General features: G+C 72.8%; 16 protein-coding genes. 10 read left to right on the top strand and 6 right to left on the bottom strand.

Annotated elements, in window-relative coordinates:
- The first annotated feature begins 120 nt into the window (after window positions 1-120).
- From clpS to rdgB, 10 genes are all read left to right on the top strand, one after another.
- Entirely contained in the window at window positions 121-411 is a 291-nt protein-coding gene (gene clpS, locus ACWCO3_RS02485) for an ATP-dependent Clp protease adapter ClpS (protein WP_030487198.1), read from the top strand.
- Between the two features lie 2 nt (window positions 412-413).
- Window positions 414-908, top strand: a complete 495-nt coding sequence (locus ACWCO3_RS02480; protein ID WP_197699390.1) for a DUF2017 domain-containing protein — start codon at window positions 414-416, stop codon at window positions 906-908.
- 52 nt (window positions 909-960) lie between these two features.
- Window positions 961-1,449 carry a Mov34/MPN/PAD-1 family protein gene (locus ACWCO3_RS02475; protein WP_145785271.1) on the top strand — a complete coding sequence of 163 codons (489 nt, stop codon included), beginning with the start codon at window positions 961-963 and terminating at the stop codon, window positions 1,447-1,449.
- A gap of 65 nt (window positions 1,450-1,514) precedes the next feature.
- The gene (locus tag ACWCO3_RS02470) at window positions 1,515-1,886 is read left to right on the top strand and encodes a MoaD family protein (RefSeq protein ID WP_145785270.1); all 372 of its coding nucleotides are present in this window, start codon (window positions 1,515-1,517) and stop codon (window positions 1,884-1,886) included.
- 11 nt (window positions 1,887-1,897) lie between these two features.
- Entirely contained in the window at window positions 1,898-2,863 is a 966-nt protein-coding gene (locus tag ACWCO3_RS02465; RefSeq protein WP_145785269.1) for a PLP-dependent cysteine synthase family protein, read from the top strand.
- Between the two features lie 223 nt (window positions 2,864-3,086).
- Window positions 3,087-3,830, top strand: coding sequence for an MBL fold metallo-hydrolase (locus ACWCO3_RS02460; protein WP_088986111.1), 744 nt, complete (start codon window positions 3,087-3,089; stop codon window positions 3,828-3,830).
- A gap of 111 nt (window positions 3,831-3,941) precedes the next feature.
- A complete protein-coding gene (locus ACWCO3_RS02455) occupies window positions 3,942-5,087 on the top strand; it encodes a glycosyltransferase family 4 protein (RefSeq protein WP_358161655.1) in 1,146 nt (381 codons plus the stop codon).
- Window positions 5,084-6,253 (top strand): glycosyltransferase, encoded by a 1,170-nt coding sequence (locus ACWCO3_RS02450; protein WP_450008093.1) that lies wholly within the window; start codon window positions 5,084-5,086, stop codon window positions 6,251-6,253. Before ACWCO3_RS02455 ends, ACWCO3_RS02450 begins: the two co-directional genes overlap by 4 nt.
- A 9-nt stretch (window positions 6,254-6,262) precedes the next feature.
- Window positions 6,263-6,994: a ribonuclease PH gene (gene rph, locus ACWCO3_RS02445; protein WP_145785266.1), complete on the top strand. Its 732-nt coding sequence runs from the start codon at window positions 6,263-6,265 to the stop codon at window positions 6,992-6,994.
- Window positions 6,995-7,046: 52 nt separating this feature from the next.
- Window positions 7,047-7,664: an RdgB/HAM1 family non-canonical purine NTP pyrophosphatase gene (gene rdgB / locus ACWCO3_RS02440; RefSeq protein WP_357834844.1), complete on the top strand. Its 618-nt coding sequence runs from the start codon at window positions 7,047-7,049 to the stop codon at window positions 7,662-7,664.
- A 62-nt stretch (window positions 7,665-7,726) separates the two neighbouring features.
- Here the strand turns inward: rdgB and hutH are convergent, their stop codons facing one another.
- From hutH to ACWCO3_RS02410, 6 genes are all read right to left on the bottom strand, one after another.
- Window positions 7,727-9,265: a histidine ammonia-lyase gene (gene hutH, locus ACWCO3_RS02435; RefSeq protein WP_358161653.1), complete on the bottom strand. Its 1,539-nt coding sequence runs from the start codon at window positions 9,263-9,265 to the stop codon at window positions 7,727-7,729.
- Window positions 9,262-10,446: an imidazolonepropionase gene (gene hutI, locus ACWCO3_RS02430; RefSeq protein ID WP_357834847.1), complete on the bottom strand. Its 1,185-nt coding sequence runs from the start codon at window positions 10,444-10,446 to the stop codon at window positions 9,262-9,264. Before hutI ends, hutH begins: the two co-directional genes overlap by 4 nt.
- Complete coding sequence (locus tag ACWCO3_RS02425) at window positions 10,443-11,804, bottom strand: formimidoylglutamate deiminase (protein WP_450008089.1); 1,362 nt, start codon at window positions 11,802-11,804, stop codon at window positions 10,443-10,445. Before ACWCO3_RS02425 ends, hutI begins: the two co-directional genes overlap by 4 nt.
- 217 nt (window positions 11,805-12,021) lie before the next feature.
- On the bottom strand, window positions 12,022-13,224 hold the full coding sequence (locus tag ACWCO3_RS02420; protein WP_450008087.1) for an allantoate amidohydrolase: 1,203 nt from the start codon (window positions 13,222-13,224) through the stop codon (window positions 12,022-12,024).
- Window positions 13,221-14,879: a urocanate hydratase gene (gene hutU / locus ACWCO3_RS02415; RefSeq protein ID WP_358161650.1), complete on the bottom strand. Its 1,659-nt coding sequence runs from the start codon at window positions 14,877-14,879 to the stop codon at window positions 13,221-13,223. The genes ACWCO3_RS02420 and hutU overlap by 4 nt, the downstream gene beginning before the upstream one ends.
- 17 nt (window positions 14,880-14,896) lie before the next feature.
- Window positions 14,897-15,748, bottom strand: coding sequence for a MurR/RpiR family transcriptional regulator (locus tag ACWCO3_RS02410; RefSeq protein ID WP_450008085.1), 852 nt, complete (start codon window positions 15,746-15,748; stop codon window positions 14,897-14,899).
- Window positions 15,749-15,911: the final 163 nt, after the last annotated feature.

Here is a 15,911-nt window from a genome sequence, read left to right as displayed (position 1 = left end):
GTCTCGCACCGCGCGTCAGATGGCGGGCGGGGCGACTCAGGGGTGCCCGGGGTGGGCGATCCACGACGGGCCGGCGTTCCGGTTCCTCGGTTCCGGGAAACCGGTGGCACGATGGGGGGCATGGCGGCTCCGCAGGTTGCACCGGTCGAGACGCCGGCCACTGACGAGGTGCCGGCGTCCGACCGGCAGTGGGTGACGATCGTGTGGGACGACCCGGTGAATCTGATGACGTACGTGACCTGGGTCTTCCAGAAGCTTTTCGGCTACAGCCGGGAGAGGGCCGAGCAGCTGATGCTTGACGTGCACCACAAGGGCCGTGCCGTGGTCTCCACCGGTGCCCGGGAACGGATGGAGCACGACGCGTCGCAGTTGCACGCGTACGGGCTGTGGGCGACGGTGGACAAGTCGTGAGCATGTTCCGTCGCCAGGCCGGCTGTTACGTCGCCACCTTCGCCGTGGACGAGGCGCGGGTGTTGCGCAAGGTCGCCTCCGAGGTGGTCGGCCTGCTCACCGATGGCTTCGACCACACCGACCCGGTCGTCGGTCGGCTCTTCCCGGCGGTCTACCCGCAGGACGCTTCGGGCACCGCCGAGTTCCGCCGCTACACCGAGGGCGACCTGAAGACCGCGAAGATCGACCAGGCGGGGGCGATCCTGGCCGCGCTTCCCGACGAAGCGGGCGGCGAGGTCCGGCTGGACGCCGAGGCGGCCGAGGCGTGGCTGCGGGCGCTCAACGACGCCCGGCTCGCGATGGGTGTCCGGCTGGAGATCAAGGACGGCACGGATCTGGGCGAGGAGTTGGACGACGCGGTCGCCGAGGACCCGGCGTCCAGCCGGGTGTTCCAGCTTTCGGTCTACGCGTACCTCGGATATCTGCAGGAGTCGCTGCTCAACGCCTTGATCGACTAGGCGTGACCGGCACCACTTCGGCCCGTGCTCATCAGGCGTTAGGCTGGTGCTCGTGCTGAGCATCGACCGGTCGATCATCGACGCGATCGTCGCCCACGCGCGCCGGGATCACCCCGACGAGGCGTGCGGCGTGGTCGCCGGGCCCGTCGGCAGCGACACCCCTACCCGGCACATCCCGATGGACAACGCCGCGCGCTCGATGACCTTCTACGAGTTCGACTCGATGGAGCACCTGCGGGTGTGGCGGGAGATGGACGACCGGGACGAGGAGCCCGTCGTCATCTACCACTCGCACACCGCCACCGAGGCGTACCCGTCGCGGACGGATGTCTCCTTCGCGGGCGAGCCGGGCGCGCACTACCTGCTCGTCTCGACCCGGGAGCCCGACTCGGAGGAGATCCGGTCGTTCCGGATCGTCGACGGCGTGATCACCGAGGAGCCGGTTCAGGTCGTGGAGGCCGGCGTCGACCCGCATGCCGTCCAGTCCTACATGTTCGGGCAGAGCCCGGCGACGGTCGACTACGAGTGTTCCGGCCGCTGATCCGTCAGCGTCCGACCCGTCTCGTCCCGTCACCGTAGGCACACCCGATCGAGGAGCTCGACATCATGGCCATTGAGGTTCGCATTCCCACCATCCTGCGCAGCTACACCGGCGGCGCCAAGGTCGTCGAAGGCGCCGGCGACACCCTCGCCGATCTGCTCAACGACCTGGACTCCCGGCACGGCGGCCTGCGCGGTCGGCTGATCACCGAGGCGGGCACGTTGCACCGCTTCGTCAACGTCTACGTCAACGACGAGGACGTCCGCTTCCTCGGCGCGCTGGACGCCAAGCTCTCCGACGGCGACAGCGTCACCATCCTGCCGGCCGTGGCCGGCGGCGCGTTCGGCTTCGCGGCGGCAGCGGCGATCAGCTCGCACAGCGTCAGCTCGCAGAGTGCCGTCGCCGCGGTGGCCCGCGACGCCGTCGCGGTTCGCTGAGGTCGGCCGCCATGGCGCGGTACGACAGTCTGCTCGACGCCTGCGGGGGCACGCCGCTGGTCGGCCTGCCCCGGCTCTCCCCGACGGTGCCCGACGGGGCGCCGCCGGTGCGGCTCTGGGCCAAGTTGGAGGACCGGAACCCGACCGGCAGCATCAAGGACCGCGCGGCGCTGTTCATGGTGCGGGCGGCGGAGGAGGCCGGCCGGCTGCGGCCGGGTGACACGATCCTCGAACCGACGAGTGGCAACACCGGCATCTCGTTGGCGATGGTGGCCAAGTTGCGCGGCTACCGGTTGGTCTGCGTGATGCCGGAGAACGTCTCCACCGAGCGGGTCCAGCTGCTCCGGATGTACGGGGCCGAGATCATCTTCTCGCCGGCGGCGGGCGGTTCCAACCAGGCCGTCGCCACGGCCAAGCAGATTGCGGCGGAGCACCCCGACTGGGTGATGCTCTACCAGTACGGCAACGAGGCGAACGCTCGGGCGCACTACGAGACGACCGGGCCGGAGCTGCTGCACGACCTGCCGACGATCACGCACTTCGTGGCGGGGCTGGGCACCACCGGCACGTTGATGGGCACAGGTCGCTACCTGCGGGAGAAGGTCGACGGCATCCAGGTCGTGGCCGCCGAGCCTCGGTACGGCGAGCTGGTCTACGGCCTGCGCAACATCGACGAGGGGTACGTGCCGGAGCTGTACGACGCCTCGGTGCTCTCCCGGCGGTTCTCGGTCGGCACCCGGGACGCGGTGCTGCGTACCCGGCAGCTCGTGGAGGTGGAGGGCATCTTCGCCGGCTTCTCCACCGGTGCCATCCTGCACGCCGCGCTCGCGGTGGCGCACGAGGCGGTCCGCGACGGCCGGCGGGCCGACGTGGCCTTCGTGGTCTGCGACGGCGGTTGGAAATACCTGTCCACCGGCGCGTACGGCGGCACGCTCGCCGACGCCGAGGACGCCCTGGAGGGGCAGCTCTGGGCCTGACCGGGTGGGGCTATTGGTTACGGGCCGTCGACGTGCGTCGGCGGCCCGTGCGCTGCCCGCCGCACCGTGAGCAGGTGTCACGTTCGTGACAAGTTCCGTTGGATCATTCTTGCCGCCGGGCACCCGGGCGTAGGCTGCGCAGCGTGACGCACGCGTCGGTAGAGATCATGGCTGGAGCGACGGCCGACATGAATGCTACTGACAGTGACAGCGAGACCACTCGATGCGACTGACGGTCCTTGGCTGCGCCGGCAGCTTCCCCGGCCCCGAGGCGCCCTGTTCGGCATACCTCGTCGAGGCCGATGGTTTCCGGCTCCTGGTCGACTTCGGTTCAGGGTCGCTGTCCAGCCTCCAGCGGTACGCGGGCCTGCACGCTCCGGACGCGATCCTGCTGACCCATCTGCACTGCGACCACATCCTCGACGCCGTGACCTACGTGGTGGTCCGCCGGTACGCCCCGGAGGGCCCCTACCCGGCGCTGCCCGTGTACGCGCCGTCCGGCGCACCGGACCGGCTCAGCGCCGCGTACGGCGACGACGGCACCGTCGAGGACGTGTACCAGTTCTACGCACTCCAGCCCGGCACTTTTCCGATCGGCCCGTTCACTGTCACCGTCGACCGGGTCAACCACCCGGTCGAGACGTACGGGGTGCGGCTGGAGCACGACGGCCGGTCGTTGTGTTACTCGTCGGACACCGCGCCCTGCGACGCGCTGCTGCGGCTGGCCCAGAATGCCGACGTCTTCCTCTGCGAGGCCAGCTACCTCGACGGGGTGGACAACCCACCGGACCTGCACCTGACCGGCCGGGAGGCCGGCGAGACGGCGACCAAGGCCGTGGTGGGTCGGTTGCTGCTCACCCACCTGGTCGCGGCCTGGGGCAGCGAGGCCCACACGTTGGAGTCGGCGGCCTCCGCGTACACCGGACCCATCGACGTGGTCCGTCCCGGCGCCAGTTACGACGTCTGACCCACGCCGTCCCGGTTGGGGTGGACCGGGCAGCGGTGTTGTGCCGTACTGTTCGCCGGCCGGTCAGCGGACGGTCGTCTGCCGCACCCGTCGCACCCGCACGGTGTGGGCATGCGGATCGCCATCGTGACCGAGTCGTTCCCACCGGACGTGAACGGCGTCGCGCACTCAGTGGTGCGCACGGCGGAGCACCTGCTCGACCGTGGCCACGAGCCGGTCGTCATCGCACCCGCGCCGCCCGGCGCCAGCCGACAGAACATCGACCGACTGCCGTATCCGGTGGTGCGCATCCCCAGCGTGCCGCTGCCCCGCTACCAGGGTTTCCGGTTGGGTGTGCCGACCACCACCCGGCTGACCGGGGCGTTGCTGTCGGCCGAGCCGGACGTGGTCCACCTGGCCAGTCCGTTCGTCCTCGGCGCACGGGCGGCCACCTTGGCCAGCCGACACGGGCTGCCCATGGTGGCGGTCTACCAGACCGATGTGGCCGCGTACGCGCGGGCGTACCGGGTGAGCTGGGGCGAGGCGGCGGCCTGGCGGCGGATCCGGGAGATTCACAACTCGGCGCAGCGCACCCTCGCCCCGTCCACCCGCGCCGCGGCCGACCTGATCGCCAACGGCGTGCAGCGGATCTGGCTGTGGCGTCGTGGCGTGGACGCCGTGCGTTTCGACCCGGCCAAGCGGTGTGCGGCGCTCCGGGAGCGGCTGGCACCCAACGGCGAGCTGCTGATCGGCTACGTCGGCCGGCTCGCCCCGGAGAAGCGGGTGGAGCTGCTGGCGGCGACGTCGCGGCTGCCCGGTGTGCGGGTGGTGGTGGCCGGTGACGGCCCGGCCCGCCGGCAGTTGACCCGGGAGCTGCCCGGGGTGACCTTCCTGGGCGTGCAGCACGGCGAGGACCTGGCCCGGCTCTACGCCAGCCTGGACCTGTTCGTGCACACCGGACCGCACGAGACCTTCGGCCAGACCATCCAGGAGGCGCTGGCCTCCGGGGTGCCGGTGGTGGCCCCGGCCAGCGGCGGCCCGGTCGACCTGGTCGACCAGGGCGTGACCGGGTCGCTGGTGCCGCCGAACGACGGCGACGCGCTCGCCGCTGCAGTGGCCGACCTGGCCGGCGACGCCGACCGGCGGCGGGCCCACGGGCTGGCCGCCCGCGTCGCGGTCAGTCGCCGTAGCTGGTCGGCCGTCGGCGACGAGCTGATCGGGCACTACCACGCGGTACGCGCCGTGGCCGCCACCGTCGGCCTGCCGGCCGCCTCGTGACCGGGGCTGCGGGCGGTCTGCGGATCGTGCGCCTCGCCAACTTCGTGACCGCACGCTCCGGCGGACTGCGTACCGCACTGCGACACCTCGGCGAGGGCTACCGGGCGGCGGGACACGATCCGGTGCTGGTGATCCCGGGCAAGCGTGCCGCCGACGAGTCGTACCCGTGGGGGCGGGTGATCACAGTGCCCGGCCCGGAGATGCCGGGCAGCGGCGGTTACCGGCTGCTCGCCGGCCGGCGTCGGCTGGCCCGGCTCCTCGCCGACCTCGCCCCGGACCGGTTGGAGGTCTCCGACCGGTCGTCGCTGCGCTGGACGGGCAGGTGGGCGCGCGCGCACGGGGTGCCGTCGGTGATGGTCTCGCACGAGTCGCTGACCGGGTTGCTCGGCCAGTGGGGGGTGCCCCACACGGTGCGCAGGCCGATCGCCGACCGGCTCAACCGGGCCACCAGCCAGGCGTACGACCGGATCGTCTGCACGACCCGGTGGGCGGCCGAGGAGTTCGACCGGATCGGTGCCGGCAACGTCGAGCTGGTGCCGCTCGGGGTGGACCTGGACACCTTCTCCCCGGACCGGGCCGACCCACGGCTGCGCGAGCGGTACGCAGACCCGAGCGAGTTGCTGCTGGTGCACTGCGCGCGGCTGTCCCCGGAGAAGCGGCCGGAGTTGGCCGTGCAGGCCCTCGCCGAGCTGCGTCGGGCCGGCGTACCGGCGGTGCTGGTGATGGCCGGCGACGGCCCGCTGCGCGGCGCGCTCGCCCGTCGGGCGGAAGGGCTGCCGGTCACGTTCACCGGCTTCCTGCCGGACCGTGCCGCGGTGGCCGCGTTGCTGGCGAGCGCCGACGTCGTGCTGGCCCCCGGCCCGGTGGAGACGTTCGGTCTCGCCGGGCTGGAGGCGTTGGCCTGCGGCACCCCGGTCGTCGTCAACGCGGCCAGCGCCCTGCCCGAGGTGGTCGGAGCCGCCGGCCTGGCCGCGTACGGCTCGGGGGAGTCGATGGCAGCGGCGGTGACCCGCCTGGCGGACCGGCCGGAGAAGCAGCGGCGAACTGCCGCCCGCGCACGGGCCGAGGAGTTCGGATGGCCGGCCGCCGTCGCCGGGTTCCTCCGGGTGCACGACGCGGACGCGCTCGTGGGCACCCCGAGCGAGGTGGATCCCCGCACCGCATAGGGTGCAGACATGGCGCGACCTGACGGGCGAGGGCCCTCTCAACTCCGACCGGTGACTCTGACCCGAGGCTGGAGCACCCATCCGGAGGGCTCGGTGCTCGTCGAGTTCGGCGGCACCCGGGTGCTCTGCACGGCGAGCGTCACCGAGGGGGTGCCCCGCTGGCGCAAGGGCTCCGGGCTCGGCTGGGTGACCGCCGAGTACGCGATGCTGCCCCGGGCCACCAACACCCGTTCCGACCGGGAGAGCGTCAAGGGTCGCGTCGGTGGTCGCACCCACGAGATCTCCCGGCTGATCGGCCGTAGCCTGCGGGCCAGCATCGACCTCAAGGCGCTCGGCGAGAACTCGATCGTGCTCGACTGCGACGTGCTCCAGGCCGACGGTGGCACCCGCACCGCGGCGATCACCGGCGCGTACGTCGCCCTGCACGACGCCGTGGGCTGGCTCGCCGCCCGCAAGGCGTTGGCCGGCAAGCCGGAGAAGGTGATGCACCGGTCGGTGGCCGCGGTCAGCGTCGGGATCGTCGCCGGTGAGGCCCGTCTGGACCTCTGCTACGAGGAGGACGTCGCCGCCGAGGTCGACATGAACGTGGTGTGCACCGGTGCGGGCGACTTCGTCGAGGTGCAGGGCACCGGTGAGGCGGGCGTGTTCGCCCGGGACCAGCTCGACAGTCTGCTCGACCTGGCCGTCGCGGGTTGCACCGAATTGGCCGAAGCCCAGCGGAAGGCACTTTCCTCCCCGTGAGCGCGAGGAGTGAGCTTGCGAGCCCCGCAGTCGCGAACAAAGGTGATTCAGCATGAACAAGGTCCTGCTCGCCACCCGCAACCGTAAGAAGCTGGTGGAGCTTCAGCGGATCCTGGACGGCGCGCTCGGCGCGCACCGGATCGCCCTGCTCGGCCTGGACGACGTCGAGCAGTACGCGGAGCTGCCGGAGACCGGCCTGACCTTCGGGGAGAACGCGCTGATCAAGGCGCGGGAGGGGTGCCGGCAGACGGGTCTGCCGACCATCGCCGACGACTCCGGGCTCGCTGTGGACGCGCTCAACGGGATGCCGGGGGTGTTCAGCGCCCGCTGGTCCGGTCAGCACGGCGACGACCAGGCCAACCTCCAGTTGGTGCTGGACCAGATCGCCGACGTGCCGGACGAGCAGCGGGCGGCCTCGTTCGTCTGCACTGTGGCGCTGGTGCTGCCCGGCGGCAAGGAGCACCTGGTCGACGGCCGGCAGTCCGGGCAGGTGCTGCGCGCCCCGCGCGGCGACGGCGGGTTCGGCTACGACCCGATCTTCCTGGGCGACGGGCAGGACCGGACCAACGCCGAGCTGACCCCGGCCGAGAAGGACGCGATCAGCCACCGCGGCAAGGCGCTGCGCGAGCTGGCGAAGCTGGTGGCAAAGGTGCTGCCGCCCGCCGCCTGACGGGCGCGAGGTGCTGCCGCCCGCCACCTGACCCGCGGCGGACGACAGCGACCCGGCGGAGGTCAGCCCAGCGGGCCGATCTCCCGTTCGATGGCGGCGCGCAACTCACCCCCGGCGACGACCGCGCGGGCCGCCTCCATCACGGGGGCGAGGAACACGTCCGGGCCGGGCTCGCCGGCCGCCGGACCGAGCGCGGTGACGGCGGCACGTCCGGCCGGTGACGGTTCCAGCGGCGCGCGCAGTTGCAGACCGCGTACGCCGGCCAGCAGCTCCACCGCGAGCAGGCTGGTGAGGTTGTCCAGCACGGTGCGCAGCTTCTTCGCCGCCGCCCAGCCCATCGACACGTGGTCCTCCTGCATGCCGCTGGTGGGCAGGGAGTCCACCGAGGCGGGGGCGGCCAGGCGACGGTTCTCGGCGACGATGCCCGCCGCCGTGTACTGGGCGATCATCAGCCCGGAGTTGACCCCGGCGTCGGGGGAGAGGAACGCCGGCAGTTCCCGGGAGCGGGTGACGTCGAGCAGCCGGTCCACCCGCCGCTCGGCGATCGCGCCCACCTCGGCGGCGGCGATGGCGAGGAAGTCCGCGGCGAAGCCGAGCGGTGCGCCGTGGAAGTTACCCGTCGACTCGACCCGCCCGTCCGGCAGCACCACCGGGTTGTCCACCACCGACACCAGCTCCCGCGCCGCGACGGTACGGACGAAGTCCAGGGTGTCGCGGGCCGCGCCGGCCACCTGCGGGGCGCAGCGCATCGAGTACGCGTCCTGCACGGCGTGCGCCAGATCGTCGCGGTGCGAGTCCATCACCCGGGAGTCCTGCAACAGCCGGTGGATGTTCGCCGCCGACGCGGCCTGACCGGGGTGCGGCCGGATCGCGTGCAGCTCGGGCAGGAACGGCCGCTCGGAGCCGAGCATCGCCTCGATGGCCAGCGCGGCCGTCACGTCGGCCATGGCGAACAGGTGCGCCGCGTCGTCGATCGCCAGCAGCAGCATGCCGAGCATGCCGTCGGTGCCGTTGATCAGCGCCAGCCCTTCCTTGGCGGCCAACTCGATCGGCTTGAGCCCGGCGGCGGTCAGCGCGTCGGCCGCGTCCTGCCGCTCGCCGGCCGGCCCGAGGACCCAGCCCTCACCGAGCAGCGCCAGCGCGCAGTGCGCCAGCGGCGCCAGGTCACCGGAGGCGCCCAGCGAGCCGTGCTCCGGCACCCACGGGGTGATGTCGTTGTTGAGCAGGTCGACCAGGGCCTCGGCGACCAGCGGCCGGACTCCGGAGCGGCCCAGGGCGAGGGACCGGACCCGCAGCAGCATCATGGCCCGGACCACCTCGCGCGGCATCGGGGCGCCCACCCCGGCGGCGTGCGAACGGATCAGCGCGTGTTGCAGCTCGGCCCGCCGCTCCGGGGCGATGAAGGTGTTCGCCAGCGCCCCGAACCCGGTGGACACCCCGTAGACGGGACGGCCGGACGACTCGATGCCGTCCACGATGGCCCGACTGGTCGCCATCGCGTCGATGGTGGCCGGGTCGAGGACGACCGTGGCGGTGCCGCGGGCCACCGCGAGAACGTCGTCGGCGGAGATTCCGGTGGGCTGGATGGTCACGGTCGTCATGGCGTTACTCCGTTGCGCATTACCTGGCGGATCAAGGGGACACCGGGCCGGTAGGCCAGGTGGAGGTACGACGGCGCGTCCAGGACGACGAGGTCGGCCCGCGCGCCTGGGGTCAGGACGCCGATGTCGTCGCGGCGCAGCGCCCGCGCGCCCCCGGCGGTAGCGGCCCAGACCGCCTCCGCCGGGGTCATCCGCATCTCGCGGACCGCCAGCGCCACACAGAACGGCATCGAGGAGGTGTACGACGAGCCGGGGTTGCAGTCGGTGGCGAGCGCCACTGTCACGCCGGCGTCGAGCAGCCGGCGGGCATCCGGGTACGGCGATCGGGTGGAGAACTCCGCTCCCGGCAGCAGCGTCGCCACCGTCCGGGTGCCCGACCCGTCGCCGTGGGCCGTGCCGGCCAGCGCGTCCACGTCGGCGTCGCTGAGGTGGGTGCAGTGGTCGACGCTGGCCGCGTCCAGCTCCACGCCGAGCCGCACCCCCGCTCCGGGGCCGAGCTGGTTGGCGTGGATACGGACGCCCAGCCCGGCGGCCTGACCGCAGGCCAGGATGGCCCGGGCGTGGTCGACGTCGAAGGCGCCCCGCTCGCAGAACACGTCGACCCACTTCGCGTACGGCGTGGCGGCGGCGAGCATCGGGCCGCAGACCAGGCTCACGTAGTCGTCGGGGCGGTCGGCGTACTCGGCGGGCACCACGTGCGCGCCGAGGAAGGTGGTCTCGGTGCTGCTCTCGGCGGCGATCCGCAGCGAGCGGGCCTCGTCGGCGACGGTCAGCCCGTACCCACTCTTGATCTCCATGGTCGTGGTGCCCTGGCGCAGCGCCTCCCCGCGCAGCCGGCGCACCGTGGCCCGGAGCTCGTTGTCGGTGGCGGCGCGGGTGGCGCCGACAGTGGTCCGGATGCCGCCGCCGGTGTAGGGCTGACCGGCCATCCGGGCGGCGAACTCGGCGGCGCGGTCCCCGGCGAAGACCAGGTGGGCGTGGCTGTCCACGAAGCCGGGCAGCACCGCAGCCCCACCGGCGTCGAGGCGCCGGTCGGCGGCCGGCGCGTACGCGGACGGCCCGACCCAGACCACCCGGCCCTCTTCGACCAGCACGGCAGCGTTGCGGCGGATGCCCAGCGGGCCCTCGCCGGCACCGTTGGTGACCAGCTCACCGATGTTGTCGACCAGCAGACTGCTCACGAGGGCGTCACCGCCTCGATGGCCGCCGCCAACTCGGCCGGCACGTCGACGCTCAGGTGCCGGCCCTCGGCCACCACCAGACGACCGTCCACCACGACCTGCTCGACGTCGGCGGCGCTGGCGGCGAAGAACGCGCCCACCGGCGGCACCCCGGCGGTACGGGCGCTGTCCAGCCGTACCGTGACCAGGTCGGCGCGCGCGCCGACGGCGATCCTCCCGGCGTCGGCCCAGCCCAGCGCGGCGTGCCCGGCGGAGCTGGCCGCCGTCAACAGGTCCGCCGGTGTGAAGTGGCCGCGTCGACGGGTACGCAGCCGCTCGTCCAACTCCACCGCCCGGGCCTCCTCGAACAGGTCGATCACGGCGTGACTGTCGCTGCCGAGGCTCAGCCGGATGCCCGCTTCGGCCATCAGCCGGGCCGGGCCGATGCCGTCGGCGAGGTCCCGCTCGGTGGTCGGGCAGAGGCACACCCCGGTCCGACTGTCGGCGAGCAGGGTCAGGTCGGCGCTGGTCGGGTGGGTGGTGTGCACGGCTGTGGTGTTCGGCCCGAGCACGCCGTACTCGGCGAGCAGCGCCGTGGGAGAGCGCCCGTGCACGGCACGGCACTCGTCGTTCTCGGCGGGCTGTTCGGAGAGGTGCACGTGCAGCGGTGCCTGCCGCTCCCCGGCCCATTCGGCGACCGTGGAGAGCTGGTCGGCCGGGACCGCCCGCACCGAGTGCACGGCAGCGCCGACCCGGACGTGGGCGTCCGTCGGCTGGAACGCCCCCGCCCGCTGCGCCCAGCGGGAGGCGTCCCCGTCGCCGAAGCGCCGCTGCGGGCCGGCGAGAGCCTGACCATCCACTGTCGAGGTCAGGTAGCAGGTGTCCAGCAGTGTGAGCCGGATCCCGGCGTGCGCGGCCGCCTCGACCAGCGCAGCGCCCATCTCGTTCGGGTCGTCGTACGCGCCGCCGTCGGGTCGGTGGTGCAGGTAGTGGAACTCGCCCACGCAGGTGACCCCGGCGAGCGCCATCTCCGCGTACACCGCGCGGGCCAGGGCCAGGTACGTGTCCGGGTCCAGGCGGTCCGCGACGCCGTACATCTGGTCCCGCCAGGTCCAGAAGTCACCCCGACCGCCGTGGGTGCGCCCGCGCAGCGCCCTGTGGAAGGCGTGCGAGTGCACGTTGGACAGGCCGGGCAGGGTCAGGCCGGGCAACCGGGCGGCGCCCCGCAGCACCTCGACGCCGGCCTCCGGGCCTCCGGCCCCGACGAGTGGCGTGACCGTGGTGATCCGACCGTCGTCGACCTCGATCAGCACATCGGGGGTGGGCTCGGCGTGCTCGGGCAGCCACGCGTACTCGGCGAGCCAGCGGGTGGTGGTCATGCCACTCGCCTCCTTTGGAGCTGAATCGTCTGTGACATCAGCGTCGAGGCCGGTGCTCGTGTTGGTGTCGGTGCCGGCGTCGGCCTTCGGTGTGATTCGTTTGCGACATCAGCTCCAAAGGACGTCAACACCAGGTGTCGACCCCCGCTGCAGCGGAGCCGCCGCACCCAGGAACGCGGCTGCATCGGGCCACCCAGCGACGGGTCCGTCACCCTGTTCACCGGCATGTCAGCTCCTCCAGTACCCGGGCCAGCGCCCGTACCCCGGCGGCGCAGTCGTCGTCGGTCGCGGTCTCGGCGGGGGAGTGCGACACCCCGGTCGGGTTGCGCACGAAGAGCATCGCGGTGGGCAGGTGCCCGGCGAGCACCCCGGCGTCGTGCCCCGCGCCGGTGGGCAGCACCGGCGCGTCCAGCAGCGTGGCGAGGCGCTTGGCCAGCCCGCCGTCGAAGGCGACCAGCGCGGTGGCCGACTCCTCGGTGACAGTCACCGCCGTACCGTCGCGGCGGGCCCGTTCGGCGAGCTTGCCGCGTACCGCGTCGACGAGGCCGGCGAGCGTCTCCTGGTCGGCGGCCCGGGCGTCCAGCCAACCGGTCACCTTCGACGGGATGGCGTTGGTGGCGTTGGGTTCGACGGCGACGCGACCCACTGTGGCGTGCGCACCGCGCAGCCGGGCCTCCTTGTTGGCCGCCAGCACAGTGAACGCGTAGGTCAGCATCGGGTCGCGGCGATCGGCCATCAGGGTGGTACCCGCGTGGTTGCCCTCCCCGACCACGTCGAAGCGCCACCGGCCGTGCGGCCAGATCGCGCTGGCCACCGCGACCGGGGCGTCGGTGTCGACGAGCGCGCGGCCCTGCTCGACGTGCAACTCGACGAAGGCGCCGAACCGGCCCAGCACCTCCGGGCGGGCGCCCGCCGGCCGGTCGCCGAGCGCCTCGGCGAAGCTCACCCCGGCCGCGTCGCGCAGGCCGGCCGCGCGGTCGGCCGGCAGCGCGCCGGTGAGCAGCCGCGACCCCAGGCAGGGTACGCCGAAGCGCGCCCCCTCCTCCTCGACGAACGCGCCCAGCACCAGCGGTCGGTAGGGGGTGACCCCGGCGGCGCGTAGCTCGTCCACGGCGAGGAAGGCGCTGACGATGCCGAGTGGCCCGTCGTACGCCCCGCCGTGCGGCACCGAGTCGAAGTGGCTGCCGGTCAGCACGGCGTCCTCGCCCTCCGGGTCGCCCCAGTGGGCGAAGAGGTTGCCGTTGCCGTCCTCGGTGACCGGCATGGCGCGACGCTCGGCCTGGGCCCGGAACCAGGTCCGCAGCTCCAGCTCCGGCGCTGTCAGCGCGTACCGCAGGTAGCCGCCACTGTCGGCGTCCCGCCCGATCGGCGCGATCTCGTCCCACAGAGCCCGGAACCGGGCGGAGAGGTCGCCGGTCACGAGTCGGCGCCCTCGGTCATCGGGATGCGGACTCCGGTGCGGTCGGCGACCTCGCGGGCGCTGTCATAGCCGGCGTCGACGTGCCGGATCACGCCCATGGCCGGGTCGTTGGTGAGCACCCGTTCGATCTTCTGACCGGCCAGGGCGGTGCCGTCGGCCACGCAGACCTGCCCGGCGTGGATCGACCGGCCGATGCCGACGCCACCGCCGTGGTGGATGGACACCCAGGACGCGCCGCTGGCCGTGTTGACCAGGGCGTTGAGCAGCGGCCAGTCGGCGATGGCGTCGGAGCCGTCGGCCATCCCCTCGGTCTCCCGGTACGGGCTGGCGACGCTGCCGGTGTCCAGGTGGTCCCGGCCGATCACCACCGGCGCGGAGAGTTCACCGGAGGCGACCATGTCGTTGAACCGCACACCCGCCTTGTCCCGCTCGCCCTGACCCAGCCAGCAGATCCGGGCCGGCAGGCCCTGGAAGGCGACCCGCTCACCGGCCAGCTTGATCCAACGGGCCAGCGACTCGTTCTCCGGGAACAGCTCCAGGATCGCCCGGTCGGTGGCCGCGATGTCGGCCGGGTCGCCGGAGAGCGCCGCCCACCGGAACGGGCCCCTGCCCTCACAGAACAACGGCCGGATGTACGCCGGCACGAAGCCGGGGAAGTCGAAGGCCCGCTGGTAGCCGCCCAGCTGCGCCTCGCCCCGGATCGAGTTGCCGTAGTCGAACACCTCGGCGCCGGCGTCGAGGAAGCCGACCATCGCCTCGACGTGCTTCGCCATCGACGCCCGGGCCCGATCGGTGAACTCGGCCGGCTTCGCCGCGGCGTAGTCCCTGGCGTCGGTCAGCTCGACCCCCACCGGCAGGTACGCCAACGGGTCGTGCGCGCTGGTCTGGTCGGTCACGATGTCGATCTCGACGCCCCGACCGAGCAGCTCCGGGAAGACCTCGGCGGCGTTACCGACCACGCCGACGCTCAGGGCCCGGCGGTCCCGCTTCGCTGCCAGGACCCGGTCGACCGCGTCGTCCACCGAGTCGGCGACCTCGTCCAGGTAGCGGTCGTGCACCCGACGGTCGAGCCGGGTGCGGTCCACGTCGACGATCAGGCAGACGCCGTCGTTCATGGTGACCGCGAGGGGCTGCGCGCCGCCCATGCCGCCGCAGCCGGCGGTCAACGTCAGCGTGCCGGCGAGGGTGCCGCCGAACCTCTTGGCGGCCACCGCGGCGAACGTCTCGTAGGTGCCCTGGAGGATGCCCTGCGTGCCGATGTAGATCCACGAACCGGCGGTCATCTGCCCGTACATGGTGAGGCCGAGCTGTTCGAGGCGGCGGAACTCCGGCCAGGTCGCCCAGTCGCCGACCAGGTTGGAGTTGGCCAGCAGCACCCGGGGCGCCCACTCGTGGGTGCGCATCACCCCGACCGGTCGGCCCGACTGCACCAGCATCGTCTCGTCCTCGCGCAGGTCGGTGAGCGTGCGGACCAACGCGTGGTACGACGGCCAGTCCCGTGCCGCCTTCCCGGTGCCGCCGTAGACCACCAGGTCGTCGGGGCGTTCCGCCACCTCCGGATCGAGGTTGTTCATCAACATCCGCAGGGCGGCCTCCTGCTGCCACCCGCGGGTGGTGAGCTGGCTGCCCCGTGCGGCACGGATGGGCTTGGTCATCTCTGGCTCTCCTCCGGTCATCCGAGGAACAACTGTCGGCGGGCCGCGGAGGCTTCGAACGCCTCCAGTCGGCGCTGGGTGTCGGCCGGCGCGGCGTCGCAGATCGCCTGCAACAGCACCATGGCCAGGGTCATCGGTGCGGTGTGCAGGTCGAACACGAGCTGCGCGCCGACCGCGGCGGGCAGCACCACGTGGGCGTGCTCGGTGGCCGGGCTGACCGGTGAGTCGGTGATCGCCACCACTGTCAGCCCGGCGGCGCGCGCGTCGCGTAGCGCGTCCAGGGTCTCCCGGGGATAGCGGGGCAGGACGAAGGCGAGCAGGGCGGATGCTCCGGCCTCGGCCGCCTGCTCCAGCCGATCGGTGAGCAGACTGCCGCCGTCGTCGAGCACCCGTACGTCCGGGTGCACCTTGGCGGCGAAATAGGCGAAGTACGCGGCCAGCGGCGCGGCGGCGCGCAGACCGAGCACCGGCAGCGGGCGGCTCTCGGCGAGCAGCCGCCCGGTCTCGGCGATCCGGTCCCGGTCGGCGAGCTGACCGGCCAGCCGGTCCAGGTTGCCCATCTCCGCGCGTACCGCCTGCTGGAGTTCGTTGCCGGCGTCCGCCGACCCACCCGGCGTGCCGGCGGTGAGGTCGCGCAGCCGGCGGCGGAGGGCCGGATAACCGTCGTGCCCGAGCGCGACGGCGAACCGGGTGACCGACGGCTGACTCACCCCGGCGAGGTCGGCGACCTCGGCGGCGGACAGGTACGCCACGGCGGGTGCGTGCTGCACGAGGCAGTGCGCGATGCGGCGCTGGGTGGGCGTCAGCCGTACCCCGTCGAACAGGTCCAGCACCTGATCCACTGATACGGCCGTCGCTCCTTCATTCACTCCGCGACTCTATGCATCAAAACTTTCAGTCGGCAAGGGTTGGCGCAACCCCCTGTTCTCCTGAGCTGTCGCACGGCCGACCGGCGGGCCGCTGGGATGGCGTCGGCTCTGTAGGATCCGCTCGGCGGTTGAGCGGAGGAGTGGGATGCAGGCGGAGAGCCCA

Source organism: Micromonospora sp. NPDC002411, from assembly GCF_053592955.1.
The sequence above is the reverse complement of the archived record's forward strand: the minus strand, read 5'-3'. Positions and strand labels throughout refer to the sequence as shown.

Bases quoted from the DNA above. Each gene is read 5' to 3' on its own strand.
- clpS (WP_030487198.1), top strand. From the start codon at position 121: ATGGCGGCTCCGCAGGTTGCACCGGTCGAGACGCCGGCCACTGACGAG.
- ACWCO3_RS02480 (WP_197699390.1), top strand. From the start codon at position 414: ATGTTCCGTCGCCAGGCCGGCTGTTACGTCGCCACCTTCGCCGTGGAC.
- ACWCO3_RS02470 (WP_145785270.1), top strand. From the start codon at position 1,515: ATGGCCATTGAGGTTCGCATTCCCACCATCCTGCGCAGCTACACCGGC.
- ACWCO3_RS02465 (WP_145785269.1), top strand. From the start codon at position 1,898: ATGGCGCGGTACGACAGTCTGCTCGACGCCTGCGGGGGCACGCCGCTG.
- ACWCO3_RS02460 (WP_088986111.1), top strand. From the start codon at position 3,087: ATGCGACTGACGGTCCTTGGCTGCGCCGGCAGCTTCCCCGGCCCCGAG.
- ACWCO3_RS02455 (WP_358161655.1), top strand. From the start codon at position 3,942: ATGCGGATCGCCATCGTGACCGAGTCGTTCCCACCGGACGTGAACGGC.
- rph (WP_145785266.1), top strand. From the start codon at position 6,263: ATGGCGCGACCTGACGGGCGAGGGCCCTCTCAACTCCGACCGGTGACT.
- rdgB (WP_357834844.1), top strand. From the start codon at position 7,047: ATGAACAAGGTCCTGCTCGCCACCCGCAACCGTAAGAAGCTGGTGGAG.
- hutH (WP_358161653.1), bottom strand. From the start codon at position 9,265: ATGACGACCGTGACCATCCAGCCCACCGGAATCTCCGCCGACGACGTT.
- ACWCO3_RS02425 (WP_450008089.1), bottom strand. From the start codon at position 11,804: ATGACCACCACCCGCTGGCTCGCCGAGTACGCGTGGCTGCCCGAGCAC.
- hutU (WP_358161650.1), bottom strand. From the start codon at position 14,879: ATGACCAAGCCCATCCGTGCCGCACGGGGCAGCCAGCTCACCACCCGC.